The sequence below is a fragment of the Deinococcus seoulensis genome (assembly GCF_014648115.1).
Lineage (GTDB): Bacteria > Deinococcota > Deinococci > Deinococcales > Deinococcaceae > Deinococcus > Deinococcus seoulensis.
Genome location: NZ_BMQM01000012.1, coordinates 1 through 19,891, shown reverse-complemented (window position 1 = coordinate 19,891; position 19,891 = coordinate 1). Strand labels below are relative to the sequence as shown.

Annotated in this window: 15 protein-coding genes and 1 pseudogene; 7 read left to right on the top strand and 9 right to left on the bottom strand. The window is 57.3% G+C overall.

Annotated features, from left to right (window positions below):
• Window positions 1–131: 131 nt before the first annotated feature.
• Entirely contained in the window at window positions 132–1,184 is a 1,053-nt protein-coding gene (locus IEY70_RS10020; RefSeq protein ID WP_189064876.1) for a GGDEF domain-containing protein, read from the bottom strand.
• Between the two features lie 608 nt (window positions 1,185–1,792).
• Between IEY70_RS10020 and IEY70_RS10015 the strand changes: the two genes are divergently transcribed.
• The 4 genes from IEY70_RS10015 to IEY70_RS21415 all read left to right on the top strand — a co-directional run bounded on the left by IEY70_RS10015 (window position 1,793) and on the right by IEY70_RS21415 (window position 4,734).
• The gene (locus tag IEY70_RS10015; protein ID WP_189064875.1) at window positions 1,793–2,260 is read left to right on the top strand and encodes a hypothetical protein; all 468 of its coding nucleotides are present in this window, start codon (window positions 1,793–1,795) and stop codon (window positions 2,258–2,260) included.
• Between the two features lie 213 nt (window positions 2,261–2,473).
• Window positions 2,474–2,932: a BTAD domain-containing putative transcriptional regulator gene (locus tag IEY70_RS10010; RefSeq protein ID WP_229777814.1), complete on the top strand. Its 459-nt coding sequence runs from the start codon at window positions 2,474–2,476 to the stop codon at window positions 2,930–2,932.
• Window positions 2,929–4,233 (top strand): O-antigen ligase family protein, encoded by a 1,305-nt coding sequence (locus IEY70_RS10005; RefSeq protein WP_189064874.1) that lies wholly within the window; start codon window positions 2,929–2,931, stop codon window positions 4,231–4,233. Before IEY70_RS10010 ends, IEY70_RS10005 begins: the two co-directional genes overlap by 4 nt.
• Window positions 4,234–4,512: 279 nt before the next feature.
• Window positions 4,513–4,734 (top strand): IS66 family transposase, encoded by a 222-nt coding sequence (locus tag IEY70_RS21415; protein WP_373290776.1) that lies wholly within the window; start codon window positions 4,513–4,515, stop codon window positions 4,732–4,734.
• A 54-nt stretch (window positions 4,735–4,788) separates the two neighbouring features.
• Here the strand turns inward: IEY70_RS21415 and IEY70_RS09995 are convergent, their stop codons facing one another.
• The 6 genes from IEY70_RS09995 to IEY70_RS09970 form a co-directional block, all read right to left on the bottom strand.
• Window positions 4,789–5,580: a glycosyltransferase gene (locus IEY70_RS09995; RefSeq protein ID WP_189064873.1), complete on the bottom strand. Its 792-nt coding sequence runs from the start codon at window positions 5,578–5,580 to the stop codon at window positions 4,789–4,791.
• Window positions 5,552–6,631, bottom strand: a complete 1,080-nt coding sequence (locus IEY70_RS09990) for a glycosyltransferase (RefSeq protein ID WP_189064872.1) — start codon at window positions 6,629–6,631, stop codon at window positions 5,552–5,554. Before IEY70_RS09990 ends, IEY70_RS09995 begins: the two co-directional genes overlap by 29 nt.
• A gap of 23 nt (window positions 6,632–6,654) precedes the next feature.
• Window positions 6,655–7,740 (bottom strand): glycosyltransferase family 4 protein, encoded by a 1,086-nt coding sequence (locus IEY70_RS09985; protein WP_189064871.1) that lies wholly within the window; start codon window positions 7,738–7,740, stop codon window positions 6,655–6,657.
• A complete protein-coding gene (locus IEY70_RS09980; RefSeq protein ID WP_189064870.1) occupies window positions 7,737–8,792 on the bottom strand; it encodes a hypothetical protein in 1,056 nt (351 codons plus the stop codon). Before IEY70_RS09980 ends, IEY70_RS09985 begins: the two co-directional genes overlap by 4 nt.
• Window positions 8,793–9,275: 483 nt before the next feature.
• Window positions 9,276–10,544, bottom strand: a complete 1,269-nt coding sequence (locus IEY70_RS09975) for a lipopolysaccharide biosynthesis protein (RefSeq protein WP_189064869.1) — start codon at window positions 10,542–10,544, stop codon at window positions 9,276–9,278.
• A gap of 382 nt (window positions 10,545–10,926) precedes the next feature.
• On the bottom strand, window positions 10,927–12,186 hold the full coding sequence (locus IEY70_RS09970; RefSeq protein WP_189064868.1) for a sugar transferase: 1,260 nt from the start codon (window positions 12,184–12,186) through the stop codon (window positions 10,927–10,929).
• Window positions 12,187–12,791: 605 nt separating this feature from the next.
• Here IEY70_RS09970 and IEY70_RS09965 point away from each other — a divergent pair.
• Both IEY70_RS09965 and IEY70_RS09960 read left to right on the top strand, forming a co-directional pair.
• Entirely contained in the window at window positions 12,792–13,736 is a 945-nt protein-coding gene (locus IEY70_RS09965) for an NAD-dependent epimerase/dehydratase family protein (RefSeq protein WP_189064867.1), read from the top strand.
• 275 nt (window positions 13,737–14,011) lie between these two features.
• Window positions 14,012–15,628: a polysaccharide biosynthesis tyrosine autokinase gene (locus IEY70_RS09960; protein WP_189064866.1), complete on the top strand. Its 1,617-nt coding sequence runs from the start codon at window positions 14,012–14,014 to the stop codon at window positions 15,626–15,628.
• A gap of 10 nt (window positions 15,629–15,638) precedes the next feature.
• Here IEY70_RS09960 and IEY70_RS09955 read toward each other — a convergent pair whose 3' ends face one another.
• On the bottom strand, window positions 15,639–18,434 hold the full coding sequence (locus tag IEY70_RS09955) for an ATP-binding protein (RefSeq protein ID WP_189064865.1): 2,796 nt from the start codon (window positions 18,432–18,434) through the stop codon (window positions 15,639–15,641).
• 218 nt (window positions 18,435–18,652) lie between these two features.
• On the opposite strand from IEY70_RS09955, the gene IEY70_RS09950 reads away from it, so the two are divergent.
• A complete protein-coding gene (locus tag IEY70_RS09950; RefSeq protein WP_189064864.1) occupies window positions 18,653–19,474 on the top strand; it encodes an alpha/beta fold hydrolase in 822 nt (273 codons plus the stop codon).
• A 214-nt stretch (window positions 19,475–19,688) separates the two neighbouring features.
• Here the strand turns inward: IEY70_RS09950 and IEY70_RS21000 are convergent.
• Window positions 19,689–19,891, bottom strand: a pseudogene (locus tag IEY70_RS21000) (hypothetical protein); the annotation flags it as partial.

Genomic DNA, 19,891 nt, shown 5'->3' with positions numbered 1-19,891 from the left:
GATCACCCGCAGTCCACCCGACTTTTCTGCTTCCGCGCCGATGTGACCCCCGTCTGGATTGCCGGTCGGACCTGATCCGCGCCCGTTCGTCGGACACGGACTGCCGTTCCCTTCATTAGGCCATGTCCGCTTCAGGTCGCCAGCCGCGCCTGATTGCGCCCGGCAGCTTTGGCCTGGTACAGCGCCGCGTCCGCCCGGCGCAGCAGCTCCGGCAGTGCCGCTGCGGGATCACCTGGGGGTAGGGTGGTCACGGCCACACCGGCACTGACAGTCACGCCCAGCCCATCGATCCGCTGCGCGAACGACACCCGCAGCGCATCGACCCGTGCCAGCAGCGCCTGCGCGTCACTGATCCCCGTCACCCACACGAACTCCTCACCGCCGTGCCGCGTGAGCAGGTCATGGGGCGCCGCGTGCTCCCGCAGGACGTCGGCCAGTACCCGGATCACGCGGTCACCCTCGGCGTGCCCGTAACGGTCGTTCACGCCCTTGAAGAGATCGATGTCCAGCATGACCAGCCCGGTCAGTTCCTGCGCGCCGGACTGCTGGGTGCCGAAGGATTCGAACAGGGCGCGCCGGTTGCCCAGCCCGGTCAGCGGGTCAGTGCGCCCGGCCGCTTCCAGTGCCCGGGCTTCACGCTCGGCCTCGCCCCGGAAATACGCCACGGCTATCCCGGTCAGCACCACGGGCAACGCCGTGACCAGCACATCCACCCCCCGCGAGTGCGGGGACGTCGCACCGTACTCGGCCCGCATCCAGACCATCAGCGTGATGCTGGCCAGTCCCAGGCCCTGCTGCGCCCACACCAGCCGCCGGGGCAGGAATCCGGCCGCGAAGACCGTCACCCACAGCTGGGTCATGATGGAATACTGAGTGCCGAACAGGAACGTCTCGCCCAGCACGCCGCCCAGCGTGGCGGCCTGCGCGAGCAGCAGCAGCGGCAGATCGAAGCGGCTCAGCGGGGGCCGACGCCGCGCAGTGATCAGCAGGACAAGTGCGCTCAGGCTGCACACGCCGTTCCCCACCAGCAGTGCCCGCCCCAGCGCAGGCCACGCCCCCGGCCCGTCAGGTAACAGCAGGGCCAGCACCGCCAGCCCCACTCCCGCCCCGAAGAACATCACCAGCACCCGGAATTTCACCGGATTGCGGTCCGTGCCGGACGGTGAGGATGGGCGCGGCGCCATGCGCTTATTCTGCGCTCTGCACTCTCACAGGGGCCTGACCTTCAGGGGCGCTGCGCTCATTTGGGGGCCGTGTACGCGTACCAGGGAGGCCGGTGGCCGGCCTGCCGTCCCCATGTGCGGGCAGGACACCGCACATGCGGCCGTCATCCCGACCACCGGGTGAAAAAGGGAAGGCAACAGTGTACGCTCGTCCTTGAATCGAGTCTCTACTCGAAAGTGTCCAAGCTTTGGGGTCAGGCCAGATCTGCTGTTCGCCTCTTGGTCGACACCTGCAGTTCACGGTTCTTAACGGTGACGTAACGCATGACCTGTCACGATGAACTCCAAGCGTTAGACAGTCTCTTCGTCCGCGGGTGGTCCCATGCATATCTGAATTCGGGGGTTGCCTTCAACGCTGGCTGTACAGACCTCGTCACCGTCATTCTCTCGACGTTTGGGCGCCTATCCAGTAGGTTTGCGTGTTCATTGATTCGATGTGCTCGCAGCTGTTCTGATGCACCTGAGGGCAGATGATAGAATCCTGGGTAACATCCGGTGCAGTAAGGTGTTGACAGATTGACCTGCCTCCCGTTTCTGCAGTCACTCGTCTCGAGTTCCAAGGAGTCACCATGAAAAAGCTTCTTCTGTCCGTTTCTGCCCTCGCGCTGTTCGCCCCGTCAGTCCAGGCGCAGTCTGCTGCCAATTCCGTCAGTGGGTACGCTGCCCTGCTTTCCATCGCTGGTGCCCGTGGAGTGTTCCTGTCGCTCGCCACTCTGGAGAAGCTGACCCCGGCCCAGTTCAAGGAGCAGGCCTCGAAACTGCGCATTTCCGAGGAAGCGTTCAAGCAGCTGTTCGATCGTAAGTTCAATGCGGCTCCCATGGAATTCGTGGTGCGTGCCGTCCTGGAATCCGCGACCGGTAAGACCCTCACGAACGAAGGGGTCAAACGCCTCATCGCCGAGAATCCGAGTCTCGTGGCAGTCAACAACCTCTCCCAGTTGGCTACCCTGATCAACAATCCGGCTGCCGCGACCATCGCGAACCGCGCGGCCACGCTCGCCACTGCACCCGTGACGCCCCGAGGCGGCGGTAACTGAACCGGACTTCACTGCACAACGTCCCCCCTGAACTGCGTCATCAGTTCAGGGGGATTCTCTTGCATTCCCATGTACAACCTGGCGTTGACAGCGCAGTATGCTGGGAGTCACGTGATCTCACTTTCATTACCGTGGCCTCTGATTCCCGTATTCCTGACGGCACTCATGTTTCCAGCGTCTATTGCTGCCCGTGACCTGCAGGTACAACGCCTGATGACGACTGCAAAGACGCAACAGGAGAACTTTCAGTTCGATCAGGCTCTTCTTACCTATAAACAGGCGACTCAGGTGGCGCCAGGAGACCTGAACGTGACCCTGGCCTATGCCCGCGCCGCCCGCGCACTGTGGCACTTCCGGGACGTCCCCACCTTCCAGCAGCAAGCTGACGCGGCCTACGAACGCGCCCGCCTGATCAGTCCCAGCAGCACCCTGCCAGCTTTCGAGCACGCCCAGATGTACGCGTTCAAGGAACAGTACGCCCGCGCCCTGACACTCCTCGAACCTGCCCTGACACTCGACCCGAACAACGCGGGTTACTGGCTGGAACGCGCCCGCTACCTTGCAGCTTCCGGACAGGAGACTCCGGCCATCACTGCTTACCGTCGCTGCTGGGCCATCGATATCGTGCCTGAGTGTGAAGCGGGCCTGAAAACCCTGGGAGTCCAGCCGTGACATCCACCACCGTACGCGACCGTACCGCCACCGGATTCGAATGGGTTGCCCTGGGTACCGCCTGCCTGACCCTGGCGTGGGGACCGCTCGCGCAGGGGTCCACGTTCAGCTGGGGCATGAGCGGCCTGATCCTCCTCGGTTGCCTCACCACTGCCCTGACTGTCACTGCCCTGGGCATCCGGGGGCGCGTAACCATTCATAACCCCTGGTGGCTCGCGTCGGCCCTGCTGTTCCTGACTTGGATCTGGCTCAGCACCACCTGGGCTCCCTACCAGTGGGAAGCGTACCGCTGGGCTGGCGTGTGGACCGCCGTGATCGGCACTGCCGTCAGCCTGCATGTCCTGGCAATCACTCGTGCCCGGCAATGGGTGATCCTGAGCAGCATGCTCATCACTGGCGCTGCCACCCTGATCCTGGCGTTCCTGCAGACCAGGGGCACCGTCGTCCCCGGCTTCGAGTACTACCCGGGCACCGGCCCGGAACTGGTGACCGGCCCCTATTTCAACCCCAGTCACTTCAGCGGCTACCTGATCATCCTGGCAGGCCTGAGCACCGGCCTGTTGCTGTTTACCCGCCCACACCTGCATAGCCCGCTGCTGATTGCCCTGCTGGCTGCCCTGCACTGGCTGAACCTGAAAACAGACAGCAGCAGCATCCCCGCGGTTCTGCTGGCCACTGCCACACCCTTCCTGGTATGGGTATGGGTTAAGCACCGTGTGACTGGCGCTACCCTGACTGCCCTGGTCCTGGCCGCGGGGATCGGCGGCGCCACGTACTTCACCACACCAGCAGGGCAGGCCACCTTCAAAGCCAACCAGCAGAAACTGGGTATCAGTCGCGACTGGGAAGCATTTGTCCGTGAACGACAGGCCGTCTGGCGGTACGGACAGGAACTGTGGGCCGATCACCGGGTCGAGGGTGCAGGCATCGGGCAGTTCTACAGCGAAGCCCCGACATACCGACGAGAGGAGCGCGCAGGTGGTACCACCATGGATCGCAAAAGCGTGAACTATACCCACAATGACGCGTTGCAACTGGCCTCGGAAATTGGGACAGTTGGATTAGTACTCTTTGGTGCTCTCTTCGCCTCGACCCTCCTGGGGACCGGGTTGATGACATTGCTGGCGTGGGGGTTGGTGCCGGTGCTTGTGTTCGTGGGAATTTACGATGCCCACCTGACAGCCATTCCGGGTACCTCAGCTGTAGCTTTGGCGTTCCTGGGGATGGCGGCGGGAAGGACTTCTGCTCGTGATGAGCGGCGTAAGGTGAAGGAGAATCCCGTGACCCAGGCCTTGTCCTGACGGGTGAAGATCAGCAGGCCCGTGAACCCACATCGAGGACAGGTGTTGGGCGTGTCGACCTCCACGGTGGCCGTGATCTGCTCTGGCGTGGGTGGAGCTTTGTGCGTGAAGGTGCCCTCACCAGGACGGCGTCCTGGTGACGTGACTTGGGATCTGTACGCGAGAGGAGTACGCGCAGCAGGGTGAGTGTCTTACCCTGCGCCTGGACGCCCTGCTGAACCGGGCACCACTGCAGTCGAAAGCGAGCGAGCGACTCCGACTGGGCATCCTGAAGAGAGCGTGCTCGATTGGTTGTGGCGGTTCCTGAAGGACCCGGACATTCCACCGACGAACAACGCCGCGGAACGGAGTCTGCGGACGGCGGTGATGGCGAGGAAAGTCTCGCAGTGCAGTAAGAATGCAGTGGCCGCGCAGACGTATACGCGGATCAAGTCCACCGTGGAGACCGCGCGGTTGCGCGGTCAGGACCCCGTCGCGGTCCTGGCCGGCCTGATGCGCTGACTGGGCGTTTGACCTTTCGGTCGACCGCTAATCACAGATCACAAGCTTAGAACTTCATTTCCTGATTTTGTATGCAAATTTTGCAATTTTCGGCGGGAGAAGCCTGAAGGTTATAGCGATTATTTTAAGCAGAAAAATCCTTGGAGATCGCGTGCTATTTCTCAATCTAACTTTAGCTTCAGACTTAAAGGCAATAAAATTATTGCGCCTCGCGTGCATTTCCCCCATTCTGTAATAGAGAAGTTGCTGAGGTAGATTGGTCATCTTTATGCTATTGATATCGGCGCGCGTCCATAACTCTAGATCTTCTGCATATGGAAAATTCCTAGAGTATAGGCCAATAGTTTTGAAAACTTCCCTTCTGAACATTATCGTCGGATGGGCAAATGGATTACGGTAGTGAAGCATTTCTGATATAATTTTGTGATCATGTGGCATATTTCGATGTTTTGATTCAGCGGTGGTGAATTCAGTAAATGAAGTCCCTAAAATTTTTATATCAGGATTTCTTTGCAAGTATTCTACCTGAATCTTTATTCTATCGGTGTACATTATATCATCAGCATCCATTCTGGCGTAATAAGGGGATCTAGATAATAGTATCGAATAATTTAGAATTGCTGACAATCCAATCTTTTCCATATAATTAACGCTCAATGAATCTTGAAATTCAACAAGAACATCATCCAGTTCTGATCTGATGTTTCCATCAACATAGACTGAAATATTTATTGGTTTATATGACTGATTCTTAACCGATTCAAGGCATTCTCTTAAATCCTGAGCCTTAATTCCATCATGAACTGGAATCGCTATGTCAACACTCGGCAGAGGATAACTTTCCATTGGTATATACCTCCATATATTTACGAGCTGCCTCTTTGATATCATAACGGGACTTTACTGTTTGATTTGCACTGACCTCTATGTCTTTTAAAAGGTTTTTATCTATATCCAGTGCGGCTTTAATACAGCGCGCCAAGTCATCGGCATCACCTGACCTGAAGAGAAAGCCGTTGCGACCGCTGTTGATTACATGACGATGTGATTCAATATCTGATGCAATAATCAATTTTTCGAGAGACATAGATTCAAGTAGAACAATGGGCAATCCTTCCCACAAAGAAGGGAGTACCATGATATCGGACGCGGATATATATGAATACGGGTCACTTGTTTGAGGAATCCATATGATATTATCACTAATACCAAGTTGGATCTCTAGTTCCTTAAGGAATACTTCTCGGCTTCCAGCACCTATGAAACAAACCTTTAGTTCGGGTCTTTTGAGAATAGATATTGCCTTTAAAAGAAGTTGATGATTTTTCTGTTCCTCAAGTCTTCCGATGCAAACAATGAGTCGGCTATCAGTGGTAATATTGATTTCTCTGTAAATGTCTTCTCTGCTTTTTCTTACCTCAATCGAGGTATCAACGCCATTTTCGATAAGCTTTATCTTATTATTAGATTCAGATTGAGTATTTAGAGATTCGTAAACAGATTTTGAGCAAGCAACAATATAATCCGCGAAAAGCAAAGAAAAATTGTCGAGGTGACGATAGATAGCTTTGCTTTTCCAGTCCTCTTCATTATGGATAGTGCTGACCACGCGTTTAACTTTAGATAGTTTAGCAGCGATTCGACCGTAAAAATCCGCAGTTCCCAAATGAGTATGAACCACATCTGGGCTCCACTGTCTTATCACTCTCATTATTTCAAATAGGATGCGTGGATCAATTTTTCTTTTGAAATTATATTCGAAATATGTAATCCCGTAATCATTCAGTGATTGCCCTAGTGGTCCAGGGTATAGGCCAATTACAGCAACCTCAGCCTTACTTCTGATGTGTTCTTGAGATAGAGAAATTAGGAATTTTTGAGCTCCTCCGTAGGTCATTCCGGTAATTATATGTAATATTTTCATGGGATAATTGAGTTCACAAAATCGACCGTTTCTTTGCCGGCCCTTACCCAGCTTCCTTCGCTTTCGACATATTTTCTTCCATTTTGGCCCATTTGTTCAAGACTATCAATATTTTCGAAGGCACTGATTATTTTTGATCTCAAATCATCTGTATTTCCTGATTGATACAGAAGTCCGCCCTGTATTTTTTCCACTAATTCCATACCGCTTAGATTAGTTGCGATAACAGGTAGACCGGCAGCCCAATACTGGTACAGTTTTAGAGGCGACAGCTCCTCGTTAGTTATAGATTTAGTGGCAAAGCCTATATCATACTCTTTAAGTATATTTCTCACGTGGGCAGGTGAGACTTTTCCCATAAATTTGATGTTTTTTGTGTTAATTTCTTCTGAGAGAGATTTAATGCTCTCAAGATCTGGTCCATCGCCATAAACATGTAGCTCGAAATTAGTAATATTGCTTGAAGCGGTGATTAATTCATTTAGACCTTGCCACCAAACTATGCTTCCGACAAATACTCCTTTATATTTTACCTTTTTACTCCATGCGTCTTTTCTAGAGAACTCATCTGCGAAAGTGCCATTTCTTATGTATCTAGTGTGTTTAATATTATATTTTTTAGAGTAGTATTCAAGCATGTGCTCGGTAACAAATATGCATGCAGAGCCTTCAAGAAAGGGCTTTTCGAGAGATTTCTGAATGGCCTGAATAAGCTTTCTCCTAATAGGTGGAATATTAAACTCTGCTTCCATTATTCCATTAATTTCTACAAATTTTTGATATTTTCTAAATGTATTGGAAAATAGATACATCCACTGTGAACCACGATATCGCAAATATATGAAGTCAAAAGGTCCATTTTTCTTAAGACTACTCATTGCTTTAATTGCTCTCATTAATGCATTTTTTCCATCAAATTCAATAATTTTTGAGATACCATCAATTTGACTGACTCCTCCTTGAGGAGTAAACAATACAACTTCGTGACCATGCTTATGAAAAGCAATGGCAATAGCTCTAATATGCTCCTCCGCTGCTGTGCCTGAAATAATTCTATCATCACAGAAATATGCTACTTTCATTTTATAGATCTCCTTATTGGCTTAAGAAACACTCTATTGGTATTTAGCATTTTTGAAAACGCAATTACTGTGATAACTAACAGTGCTGATAATGTGATCTCAGGGTTATAAACTAATCTTGAGGCGCTAGATTGAGTTATAATAGCCAACTGGATGCTCATGAAAGCGTAGGCAGATATATATAATGGCTTTGCATGTGATTGGGTTTTTGATGTGATATATGCAAATACTATTCCCCAGGTCGCGCCGCCAATTAGAGAAATCATAAAGACAGTGAGCCCACCTCCGAAAGCCCAAGCCTCGCTTGGAAAGTAAGAATTGGCGAGCCCGGCAACTCCTGATGATACCCCGTATGGGTTAATATGTTCCATCATCAACCTCGCTGGAGGTACAAACGGTTCCGAGCCAACTATACTATTAAAGAATGTCAATCCTTCGAAATCAAAGGTGTTCGGAAATAAAGAGAAGGATAGGATATACATTTCATATGAACCGTAAACTAACCTATATAAAGGCGAGGTAACATCTGATAAATCTAACATTTTGGCAGGATTTACATTCATAATTAGTGTATAGCTCACAAATATCCATATTATGGATGCTATAGGTATTATAAGTTTAGCTTTTGTGCTAAGGTATGAGCCGGTCGTAATATAGACTCCAATCATGAAATATATTAAGGGGGCTTTATCTAATCCAAACAAGAGCACTAAAATGCTAAGACAAACTGAATATGCAACCTTTAGCTTATTTGTGATTAATTTGAGATTGTATAAAGATAACCCCAAAAGCCCGGTAAACGGCACTATATTGGATATAAAGACGTTTTTTATATATGAATTTCCCTGGAATAGCATTTTTGACTCCACGCGCTGCCTTGCTAGTGAATCACTTTCGGAGTTAAGTATATTAATAATTGGAACTGATGGTGAATACATGATTAAATAAATTATTAGAGCAGTTGAAATAATAATTAGTATATCATAAGCTATTTTTATATAGGAAAAATCACCTTTTGCCTGATCGCTAACGAAAACTCTTTTTGTATACATTTTATATATTCTAAACATGAGACAAAAAAAGGTTGTAAATATACTTGTAGCAACCAACAGCCAATAATTTGCAAGATTAATACCCAAATCAGTTGAAAAGGAGTAATAATAGGGTTTTTCAGAATTAAAATTTGCTGATACGATGCCAATACAATTAAGTGATAGAAGCACTATATGCATTAACAAAAGTGGGTTTGATCTAAAAGATAGTGGGTTGCCGAAAATGTACTTACTAATAAAGAAAAAATAGATAAAATATAGAGCGATAAAGAATTCAATCATAATTTTGCTCAAAAATAGTCGTATCACTTATATACATTTTTAGCTCCTTTTAACTGAATACTACGGCGTTTTCTTTATTAGTCTTATTGATATCATTAGAAATTGGAGTTGCTTTGAATTTAGGACGATGCGCTGAAATATGCCTAGCACGGATCTGATTCAATCCCACGACTCAGATTGATATCTTTACTAATAGCAATGTTAACGCTTTCGAGAGACGGCAACAAAGTAATATGTATAAAAAATGTATACGATGTAAAAAAAAGTCATGGCGGCGCTATAAGAAAGTATAGCCGACTTATAGCTAGTATTAAAGTTTACCATTGTGACGTAAACTAAAAATAGTCTAAGTATATCTATGTATAATATCTGTCTATATCTCCCTAAAACTATTAAAACTACCGAAATTGGAGACGAGATTATCTTAGCTGAATACATTATTCCTAGATATTTTAATATATCTCCAACTTCCTCCCATTGATTTCCAAAAATCGCAGGTATAAAAAGCGGTAGAATAAGAGAAAATATGGAAATAGCTACTGACATAGGGATCAGGTATTTCATAAGTTCCAAAAAAGTATCCTTTAACTCATCACTGGATCTAGAACTACTTCTTGATAATAATGCTTGACCCATTGCTGTGCATATTAAGTCTACCGGAATCCCTAATATCCTTTGTGCTAGCAAAGTCCATCCCACTACTTTAGCGCCATAGGAATTCGATAGGAAAAAAATTAGCAAATGAATAACTAATATATTAGCTACACTGGACAGAAATCCTAAAATAATAAAATCCTTGTGCTGTTTTAAGGTGGCAATCATATCTGAGAGCTTGATTTTGTCTTTAGATTCTTTTGAGAAAAGCATAAAAAGAGATTTGATACCGATTGACTGATACAGGATTTGACCTAAACCTAATCCTATTGGGCCATTTCCGAAAAAACCGAAAGATGTTTGTGCAACTACCGAACCAATGCTCTGGCTTAATTTTGTCCTACCTATTAATAGTGAAGCCTCTTTTCTGACGGCCCATCCAGAAAGTATCTGATATATTCCTGACAGGAGAACCGCGATCGGTAATAGGAATGAAATTGGCGAATTAATTACCTTATCTATGAGCGCATAGCCCGTATCTAGTCTATTTACTATTACTGATAGTAAAATAAAGGCAGATAGGCAAAGAAATAAGCCCAATCTTGTAACATTTATACTTTCATTATCACTTCTTATAGTTGGTATCAATGAATCTAATCTTAGAACGGTCACGGCAATCAGAACGGTAAGCGCTGAAGAGTAGGTGGCAAATATCCCATAATCATCAGGGCTATATATCCTGGACAAGAGGGGCATAGAAAGAAGTAAAATCAATTGTCCCGCAGCAGAACCGGTTAGTACGTGGCTAGCAAAACTCAAAATCCTACTACTGTTCAGTCTTTTAGATAAATTCTGGCTCAGAGGTTTAATTTTCATAATAATTAATTTTAAGCAGGATGGCATAAATATTGCTATCATGTTTCATGCATCTGAATATCATTAAACTACTCCTCTTAAGGTTTTGGGGCGGTCTTATAAATTAGTGACCGTCTCTTGTCCGAATGACTAAGTGTGCTGAATAATCACGCGTGATGTGCGTTTTATGTACTTCTTTAGTAATCTAGCTATGCTTAAGTCTGCTAAATTCATATTCATATCCGTTTCTATATTGCTCTTTCGAGCCAAATTAAGCATTTTGCAGGTTTTTAAAACTAGGTTGACATGATAATTATAGTCACGCGAAAATAGTTCGCTATTGCGATTTTCGAACATGATAGGCAATAAATTTTGAAAAATCATAAAATCTTTAACATTCAATTCAGCGAGCGCCAAAGCCCGTCATTATAGTCCATAGGGTGTGTGCAACGACGCGGGCGTCGAGTGCAAAGCTGAAATTCTTGACGTAGTACATGTCGAATCTCAGTTTCTCAATGGTTTCGTCTTCGCCGGCTGCGTAGCCGTGGCGTACCTGTGCCCAGCCGGTGATGCCAGGTTTGACCCAGTGACGTACGGGGTACAGGTGGATGGAGTGCTGGAATTCCTGAACGAACGCTTCCTGTTCGGGGCGGGGGCCGATGATGGACATGTCTCCTCGCAGGACGTTGTAGAACTGCGGGAGTTCATCGAGGCGGAATTTGCGGAGTACTTTTCCGATTCGTGTGATGCGTGTGTCTCCGGTGCGGGCGAACGCGGCGCCGTGTGCTTCGCTGTCTGTTTTCATGGTGCGGAACTTGGCGATTCGGAATGGACGGCCGTTCTGGCCGATGCGGGTCTGCCAGAACAGGACGGGCCGTCCTGCGTCGAGCAGGACGATCAGGGCGACGATGCCGAGGGTGGTGAGCAGGAAGGGAGCGAACAGGAGGATGGCGGTGAGGTCCAGCACGCGTTTCAGTGGGGCGTAGCTGTCTTTGAAGTAGGAGCGGTTCATGTGGGCGGTCTGCAGGTATTCGAGGGAGACCCGCCCGCGGATTTCTTCGTTCAGTGTGGTGGGGGTCCAGACGGGCATGCCTGCGGTGTGGGCGTGCGAGACGACGTCCAGCCAGCGTTCGCTGGGAAGGTGTGCGGGGTCGATCAGCAGGGCGTCCACTTCTCTGAGGGTGATGTCTTCCGGGCGGGTGAGGGGTACGTATTCGATGCGTTGGTCGTGGGGGTAGGTGGCTCGGATTGCGCCCATCGTTCCGACCTGTATGACGGGGATGCGTCGGCGCATTGTCAGGCGGTTGATGATCATGGTGATTGACCAGGTGGCGAGGATCAGGAAGTTGCTGAGGATGTTGAGTTGGTTGAAGAAGATCAGTTGCAGTAGTGCGGCGATGAGGGTGGCAGTGACGGGCGCGATGATGGCGCGCATGTAGGAGTCGAGTACGAGGGCGTGTCGGCGTTCCCGGCTGATCAACCAGCCGGCGGCGCCGCTCAGTAGCCAGAGTGCTATGAATTGCCGCAGGTGCTCGGAATGAAACGTCATGCCGATGATGGTGACGAGGCCGACCAGCAGGGTGGCGTCGATGCCGACAAGCATGGTCTGGAGTGACCGGACGTGGTGGACGCGATCGTTGTGGTGAAATTTGCTGAGCATCATGGTCACTCCGGGTGCCTTGAAGGGAAGGAGAGTGGAGGGGGGCGTGTCGGGGGGCTCCATTGACCTGATCGTCTGGCAGGTACTGCGGAAGTGCTTTATGTGGCGCTTGGATGAGGCGCGGCAAAATATCTATGAAGATACCACTCATGCCCTGAGGTCGATCCCCAATGTGCGCATTCATGAAGCCGCTCGTCGCCAAGGGGAAGGGGGACACCGTATAACGGCCGCAGTTGTGGTCGGAGCACACTGGGTGGCGGCGGGGCAGGTACGTGCATGTGCCGTACAGTGCATGAACAGGCGTTACGGCACCGTTAAGAACTGCCAGGGAGAAGGATGGGCACTCTGAAGTGTGGTGCGTAGCGCCGTTCGACCTGGTTCCCTGGTATGACGGCAGACAGGGGCGATGACAGGGGATCCCGCCCCTGCCGGGGGTACCGGGCAATTCGGACGCGGTTCACCTATTGAAGTGAATGCGTACAGCACGTCCCTGTACATCCTGTCGCACCCTGCGTCTCCATACACGACGGAATGGCTGGCCGCCGGGTGATGCCTGCGACACCAACATGGTGATCCGGGGGTAGGTTCCTTGGGATAGGCTGCAGTGAATGAGCGGACGATTAATGGTTACGGGAGGCGCGGGATTCATCGGGAGTCACGTGGTCGAGACTGCTTTGCAGGCAGGGTGGGACGTAGCCGTGCTGGACGACCTGTCATCCGGCTCTGAAAGTAACGTCCCACCAGCAGCCCGCCTGTACAAGGTGGACGTGCGCGACGCGGCCGGTGTGCTGAAGGCCATGACTGAGTTCAGACCGACGGTCATCAGTCACCAGGCGGCGCAGGCCAGTGTCAGTGTCAGCGTTCGTGATCCCATGCTGGACGCCAGTGTCAACATCATTGGCGGCCTGAACGTTCTGAATGCCGCGCGTGACTGTGGTGTGGAACGGGTCGTGTTCGCTTCGACAGGCGGTGCGATCTATGGCGAAGTACCTGACGGTGAGCAGGCCACGGAAACCTCGGTTCCCCGACCGTACAGTCCGTATGCGACCAGTAAACTGGCGTTCGAGACGTACCTGCAGACGTACCAGCAGCAGTACGGACTGGCCTACTCGATCCTGCGGTACGCCAACGTGTACGGACCCAGACAGAATCCACATGGTGAGGCGGGCGTCGTGGCTATTTTCGCTACCCGCCTCGTTCAGGGTCAGGAAATTACGATCAATGCACGTCAGGAGACCGGGGATGACGGGTGCATCAGGGATTATGTGTTCGTGACGGATGTCGCCCGGGCGAATCTGATGGCCGCGCAGGGGAAGACGCCGGCCGTGCTGAACATCGGTACGGGCGTACCAGTCACGACGCGGGTGCTGGCCGAGCAGCTGGCTGAGGCGCTGCGCGTCACGCCCCAGCTGCGATTTGCCCCTCCCCGCGCAGGGGACCTTGAGCGGTCCGTGATCGACCCAACCTCATACGAAGCGGCGATCGGACGCCTCACAACACTGGAGAGTGGCCTCGCGCAGACGGCGGAATGGGCGACCACTGCGGGCAGCTGAGCTTGAGAGCGCCGGGTCGTACACTGATGAGGCATCTGGCACCCGGCGCATCCGAGCAGTTCACGGCGAACGTGGCGTCCACCCTGGAGTGATGAGCTGAACTCTGACCTGCCACGTCCCGCGCTTCCTGGCGTTACCTGCGACGTCTCTGGTCGCAGGGAGCCGTCAGGTCCTGCCCGTGACGTTCCCGCATGCCGGTACGTTCCCCGCGGTCAATCCCGTCCACGACGTCCGACTGGCTGTATCTTCGTTCCACCTCTGAGGCTTGATTCAACATGACACTGAAACCTGAAACTACCAGCTATAGTTCCGATAATATCGATCTCCTCCAGGTACTGGCCGTCCTGCGGCGCGCCTGGCTGCCCCTGATCGCGGCGCCCGTCCTGCTCGGCGGGGCGACGTACGTCCTGAGCAGCCGCCAGGCGCCCGTGTTCGAGGCGACGACCAGCCTGATGTCCGCCATGCCCGACAACGCCAACGACGTCCTGCGCGGCTCCAGCGTCACGGCCAGCCAGCTCCCGCAGGGCGCGGTGGACGAGGTCGTGCACTCCCGCGCCAGCGTCGACCGGATCATCAGCACCATCGCCGCGACGGACCTGAGCAGCGACGTGAAGTCCGCCATCAGCGACGACCTGAACGACGAACTCGCCACGGACGCCTACGCCCGCCTGACCGTCAAGGCCCGCCTCGACCAGCAGCAGCGCGGCGTGTACGACGTCAAGGCCAGCGCCGAGACGCCCATGGCCGCCAAGCTCCTCGCGGACGCCGCCGCCAGCGCCCTGCTGCAGTGGGACACCGAACGCGCCCGCGCCGGCGTCACCCGCGCCCGGCAGAACCTGCAGGCGCAACTCGACAACCTCAACAGCCGCCTCGCCGCGCTGCCCGAAGGGAGCCTCGAAGCGCAGAGTCTCGTCGCGGCGCGCGGGCAACTCCTGCTGAACCTCTCCCAGGCCACCGTCTTCGAGGAAGGCGCCAGCGGGAACCTCACGCTGCTCGCCCAGGCGAACGCGCCCCGCAACCCCGTCTCCCCGAAACCCAGACGCAACGCCGCGCTGGTGTTCCTGCTCACCCTGTTCGCCGGGGCGGGCGCCGCGCTGCTGACCGACGCCCTGCGCCGCCGCGTCCGCAATGCCGGGGACGTCCTGCAACTCGGCGTCAGCACCCTCGGGGAACTGCCGCGCGTGGCCCGCATCAAACGCGGACAGGTCGTCGGACTCGCCCGCACCGGCGAGTTCTACGAACCCAGCGGCTTCATCCGCGTGAACCTCGCCTCCGCCGTCCCGCAGAAGGGCGCCGTGATCGCCGTCACCAGCCCCCGCCCCGCCGAGGGCAAGAGCACCCTGGTCGCCACGCTCGCCACGTCCTACAGCGCCGCCGGGAAGAAAGTCCTCGTGATCGACATGGACCTCCACCGCCCCTCCCAGCAGGAGTACTGGAGTGTCTCCGGCCGCCCCTGGGTCGCGCTGCCCGGCAACACCGTCCCCCTGCGCTGCGACGTCACGCAGGCCATCGAGCACCCCACGCAGGCCAGCGCCCTGGACGTCGGCGGGGACATCCACTACCTTCCCGCCGGAGAGACGGGCCGCCGCGCCGCCGCACTCCTGAGCCGCCCCGGCCTGCCCGACCAGCTGCGCATCTGGGCCGCGAACTACGACCTGGTCCTGCTCGACACGCCCCCCGTCCTGGCACTCGCGGACGCATACGTGATCGGGCAGAAGATGGACGGCATGATCCTCGTCGTCGAGAGCGGCGAGACCAGCGTCCCCGAACTGCAGCGCGTCCTGACCACCATCGGCAGCACCGGCGCGAACCTCGCGGGCGTCGTCATCAACAAGGTCCCCAGAACCAGCGCCGGGTACTACTACAACTACAACACCGTCCTCAAACCCTGACCCGGGCCGGTCACGCCCCCGTGACGGCCCGCAACGCGTCCTCCGGCGTCCACGCCTGCCCCTGCGCCCACGCGGCCGTGAACGCCGCGTCCTCCGGCCCGCCCAGCGCCGCGCGGGCCCGGCGGATCAGGCCGTCACGCTCACGGCGGTCCTCGTCACTGCGGACGCTGTCCGTGCGGTCATCCTGCGCGTCGGCGGCCGCCAGCAACTGCGCGGCCAGGACGGGCCGCCCCTCATCCAGCGCCAGGCGGCCCAGCCCGGCCAGCGCAGGCGCGATCTGATTCAGGAACTGCCGCCGGACGGTGCCCTGAAGCGCCTGCACGTACAGCGCGCGCGCCCGCGCGAACTCCCGCAGGTCATGATGCACCGCCGCGAGGTTCAGCAGCACGCTCTCCTCATCCCCCCCGGCGCGGCGCTTGGCGTCCAGCGCGTCCGCGAGCGTCATGGCGGCCCCACCCAGGTCACCCTGACGGCGCTGCACGTACGCGAGGCTGTTCAGGCTGCTGGCCACGCCGTTCCAGGTGCCGGCCGCGCGGAACGCGTCATGCGCCGCGAGGTAATGCGGGCGCGCGGCGTCCAGTTGCCCCTGCCGGGTCAGGTTCGTGCCCAGCATCAGGTGAATCAGCGGGGAGGGCGGCCGGCGCTGCGCGTCGGTTTCCAGCGCCGCCTGCAGGAACCCGTGCGCCTCGCCGTGCAGCGCGAGGTTCATGGCGATCTGCCCGGCGCACAGGAACGTCAGGCCCCGCACGGGCACGGGCAGCGCGTCCGGCACGCGCAGCACCTGCCGGTACCAGCCGAGCAGTTCCCGCAGCGCCGGCCCCCGACTCCAGAAGGGCCGCAGGGCATTCAGGCTCCGCGCGGCCGGTTCCGGCTCCCCCAGCGCCAGCCACTCGGTCACGGACTGCCGCAGGTTCCCGAACTCCTGAAAGGTCCGTTCCACCCACCCGGCCTCGTCTTCCAGGCCGCGCAGCGCCTCACCCGCCCGCTCCGTGAACGCCAGGGTCAGGGCCCGCCGGCGCGCGGCCGCGTCCGCGCTGGCCTGCGGGTCACGGCTCAACTGCTCGGCCGCGAACTGCTGAATCAGCGGGTGCAGCCGGTACCGGCCGCCGGGCGTGAGTTCCAGCAGCGAGGCGTCCACCAGCCGCGCCAGGCCCGCCCAGTCCTGCCCCGTGACGACCTGCGCGGCGTCCGGACTGCCGCTCCCGCTGAACACGGACAGCCGCGCCAGGGACGCCCGGTCGGCCGCGCCCAGCCGCGACCAGCTCTGCTCGAACACCGCCCGGACACTGTGATGCCGCGCCGGCCGGCCCGCGCCGCTCCCGTCCGGCGCGTCCGTCAGGGCGTCCAGCGACTCCGTGAGCGTCTGCTCGATCCGCTCCAGCGGCCACAGCCGCGCCCAGGCCGCCGCGAGTTCCAGCCCCAGCGGCGACCCGCCCACCAGCGCGCAGATCCGCGCGATCACCCGCCACTCCCCCTCCACGGGCAGGTCCAGCCGCTGCCGGGTGGCGCGCGCCACGAACAACTGCGCCGCCTCGGACGCCCGCACCTGCTCACGGCCCGCCCGGTCGGGCGGGAGGGTCAGGCCGCGCAGGTGCAGCGTCCATGCCTCATCCAGCGGCACCCGCTCGCGGGACGTGACGAGCACCTTCACGTCCGGGCACCGGCGCAGCAGCGTCCCCAGCCACGCCAGGCCGCCCGTGAGCAGTTCGGCACTGTCGAGCACCAGCAGCGCCTCCCGGCCCCCCAGCAGCCCCGCGAGCGCCTGCACCGGGTCCGGCTCCTGCGGTTCGGGCCGCCCCAGCGCGCGGGCCAGCACGCCAGGCAGTTGTGCCGGCGTCCAGTCCGGCTCGACCGTCAGGAACGCCGCGCCGCCGGGCCGCGTGAAGGTCCGGGTGACCTCCCGCGCCAGGCGGGTCTTGCCGATCCCGCCGGGCCCGACGATCACGACGAGTTGCGCGTCCGGCATGTCCAGCGTGCGCAGCAGCACACCGAGTTCTGCCACGCGACCCACGAACCCCACGCCCCCCGGCGCAGAGGCGGGCAATGCAGAGGCGGGCAGTGCAGGGACGGGCGGTGCAACGGCGGGCAGTCCGGGGCCGGGTAGGACCGCGCCCCTGAGCGTTCCAGGCCCGCTGCCCCCCGACCCGTGGTGTTCGCCGTCCGGTTGCCACGCCAGTTCCAGCAGCTCACGCCGCGCGCCCGCCGGGTCCGGACCGTCCAGCCCGCGCAACTCCACCGGCAGCGCAGCGTCCCCGGCACTCAGCAAGCGCCGCAGCAAACGCGCCTGACCGGGCGTCAGGTCCGGCGCTTCCCGCAGGGCCGCCGCGCGCACCGCGAGCCCGGCCGCCATCCCGAACTCCGCGCGGCGGGCCGCGTCCAGCGCTAGGCTCAGCAGCGCCCGTCGCTGCCGCTCCCCCAGCCGCTCCCGCACCCCGTACACCCAGCCCTCCAGTTCCGGCGTCCAGCCCCTGACCTGCGCGCCCTGCACGAACGCCCCCGCGTACGCCGCCGCGCCGCCCGCCACGTCCCCCCCGTCCAGGCTGCCCAGGAACAGCGCCGCGTCACACGGAACGCCCGTTTCCACCCGCCCCGCCTCCGTGACCAGCGCGCCCGGCAGCGCCCGCCGCACCCGGCCCAGCGTGCTGCGCAGACTGGCTGGCCCGCCCCGCTCACCGCCGAAGAACACCTCGACCAGATCCTCCCGCGTCGCCGGACCCTCCAGCGCCAGGTACGCCAGCAGCAGCAGCGGTTTGGGACGCGTGAGCGCCGTGCCCGGCAGGGACAGCCGACCCAGGGTTCTGAGCATGCCCCACTCTAGAACGCCCTGCCCGCCCCGTCCTGCGCGAATGAGGCGCCGCAGGCAAGACCACGCAAGGCAGCAGGCGCCGGTCATGGTCACGCGGCGGTGACGCGACGGTCACGCCCCCCCGCGCACCATGCCTTCAGACGCGCGCCCCCCGGACGGCCCGGACGCAGCGCCGCGCGTCACGTTCACGCTGCCCACCCGGCACGCAGGAGACACACATGGCATACGTCACCACCCCCGACGGCACCGACCTGTACTTCAAAGACTGGGGACAGGGTCCGCCCGTCGTGTTCAGCCACGGCTGGCCCCTGAACGCCGACGCCTGGGAGGACCAGATGATGTTCCTCGCCGGGCACGGTTACCGCGTGGTCGCCCACGACCGCCGCGGGCACGGCCGCAGCAGCCAGCCCTGGGGCGGGCAGACCATGGACACCTTCGCCGACGACCTCGCCGCCGTCATCGAGCACCTCGACCTGCGGGACGTGACGCTCGTCGGGCACAGCACCGGCGGGGGAGAGGTCGCCCGCTACGTCGCGCGGCACGGCACGGCCCGCGTGAAGAAAGTCGTCCTCGTCGGAGCGGTCGTGCCCCTGCTGATCCAGACGGAACACAACCCCCACGGCGTGCCCCGCGACGTGATCGACGGCATCCGCCAGGGCGTGCAGCGCGACCGCTCGCAGTACTTCAAGGACTTCGCCCCAGCCTTCTACGGCGCGAACCGTCCCGGCTCGGCCGTCAGCCAGGGCCAGCAGGACACCTTCTGGCTGGGCGGCATGCAGGCCAGCCTCGCGTCCCTGTACGACTGCGTCACCGCCTTCTCCGAAACCGATCAGACAGCCGACCTGCACGCCTTCGACGTCCCCACCCTGATCATCCACGGAGACGACGACCAGATCGTGCCCATCCAGGCGACCGCCATGCGCGCCGCCGAACTCGTGCGCGGCTCGGTTCTCAAAACCTACGAGGGCGCCCCGCACGGCCTCGCCACCACCCACAAGGACCAGCTGAACGCCGACCTGCTCAGCTTCATCCGCGGCTGAAGCGCACCCCGGCAGGTCCGGCAACACGCGCCGAAGTGAAGTGCGGCGCGCGTTGCCCGCAGGCGCCGCCCCGTGTGTGGGCGGCGCCTGGGCGCACCCCCGATACCGAAACCGGAGGCCGCCGCGCGGGCAACGGGAGCGCCCAGGCTGGGAGTGACCGTCACAGGAGGAAGGCCGGTCATCGAAGCCACACTAAGTACAGCGCATTTAAGATTCAGATAAATCGAGTTCCGAGAATCTTGAGACCCGTCAGCAGAGCATCCCGAAGTTCAGCGACCGAGTTGTAGCAGCGGCGGGGCATCAGGATGCCCTTCAATCTGCGCCACACCTCCTCAATCAGGTTCAGAAAAGGAGCATTCGGCGGCCAGCGTGTCCAGATAGGCCGTGACCTGATCCCCGGTGCAGGTTCCTGTGAGT

Coding starts and splice junctions, on each gene's coding strand:
- IEY70_RS09980 (WP_189064870.1), bottom strand. CDS start 8,792: ATGTATACAAAAAGAGTTTTCGTTAGCGATCAGGCAAAAGGTGATTTT.
- IEY70_RS09955 (WP_189064865.1), bottom strand. CDS start 18,434: ATGCTCAGAACCCTGGGTCGGCTGTCCCTGCCGGGCACGGCGCTCACG.
- IEY70_RS09960 (WP_189064866.1), top strand. CDS start 14,012: ATGACACTGAAACCTGAAACTACCAGCTATAGTTCCGATAATATCGAT.
- IEY70_RS09950 (WP_189064864.1), top strand. CDS start 18,653: ATGGCATACGTCACCACCCCCGACGGCACCGACCTGTACTTCAAAGAC.
- IEY70_RS10010 (WP_229777814.1), top strand. CDS start 2,474: ATGACGACTGCAAAGACGCAACAGGAGAACTTTCAGTTCGATCAGGCT.
- IEY70_RS09985 (WP_189064871.1), bottom strand. CDS start 7,740: ATGAAAGTAGCATATTTCTGTGATGATAGAATTATTTCAGGCACAGCA.
- IEY70_RS10015 (WP_189064875.1), top strand. CDS start 1,793: ATGAAAAAGCTTCTTCTGTCCGTTTCTGCCCTCGCGCTGTTCGCCCCG.
- IEY70_RS09970 (WP_189064868.1), bottom strand. CDS start 12,186: ATGATGCTCAGCAAATTTCACCACAACGATCGCGTCCACCACGTCCGG.
- IEY70_RS10020 (WP_189064876.1), bottom strand. CDS start 1,184: ATGGCGCCGCGCCCATCCTCACCGTCCGGCACGGACCGCAATCCGGTG.
- IEY70_RS09990 (WP_189064872.1), bottom strand. CDS start 6,631: ATGACCTACGGAGGAGCTCAAAAATTCCTAATTTCTCTATCTCAAGAA.
- IEY70_RS09975 (WP_189064869.1), bottom strand. CDS start 10,544: ATGAAAATTAAACCTCTGAGCCAGAATTTATCTAAAAGACTGAACAGT.
- IEY70_RS09995 (WP_189064873.1), bottom strand. CDS start 5,580: ATGGAAAGTTATCCTCTGCCGAGTGTTGACATAGCGATTCCAGTTCAT.
- IEY70_RS09965 (WP_189064867.1), top strand. CDS start 12,792: ATGAGCGGACGATTAATGGTTACGGGAGGCGCGGGATTCATCGGGAGT.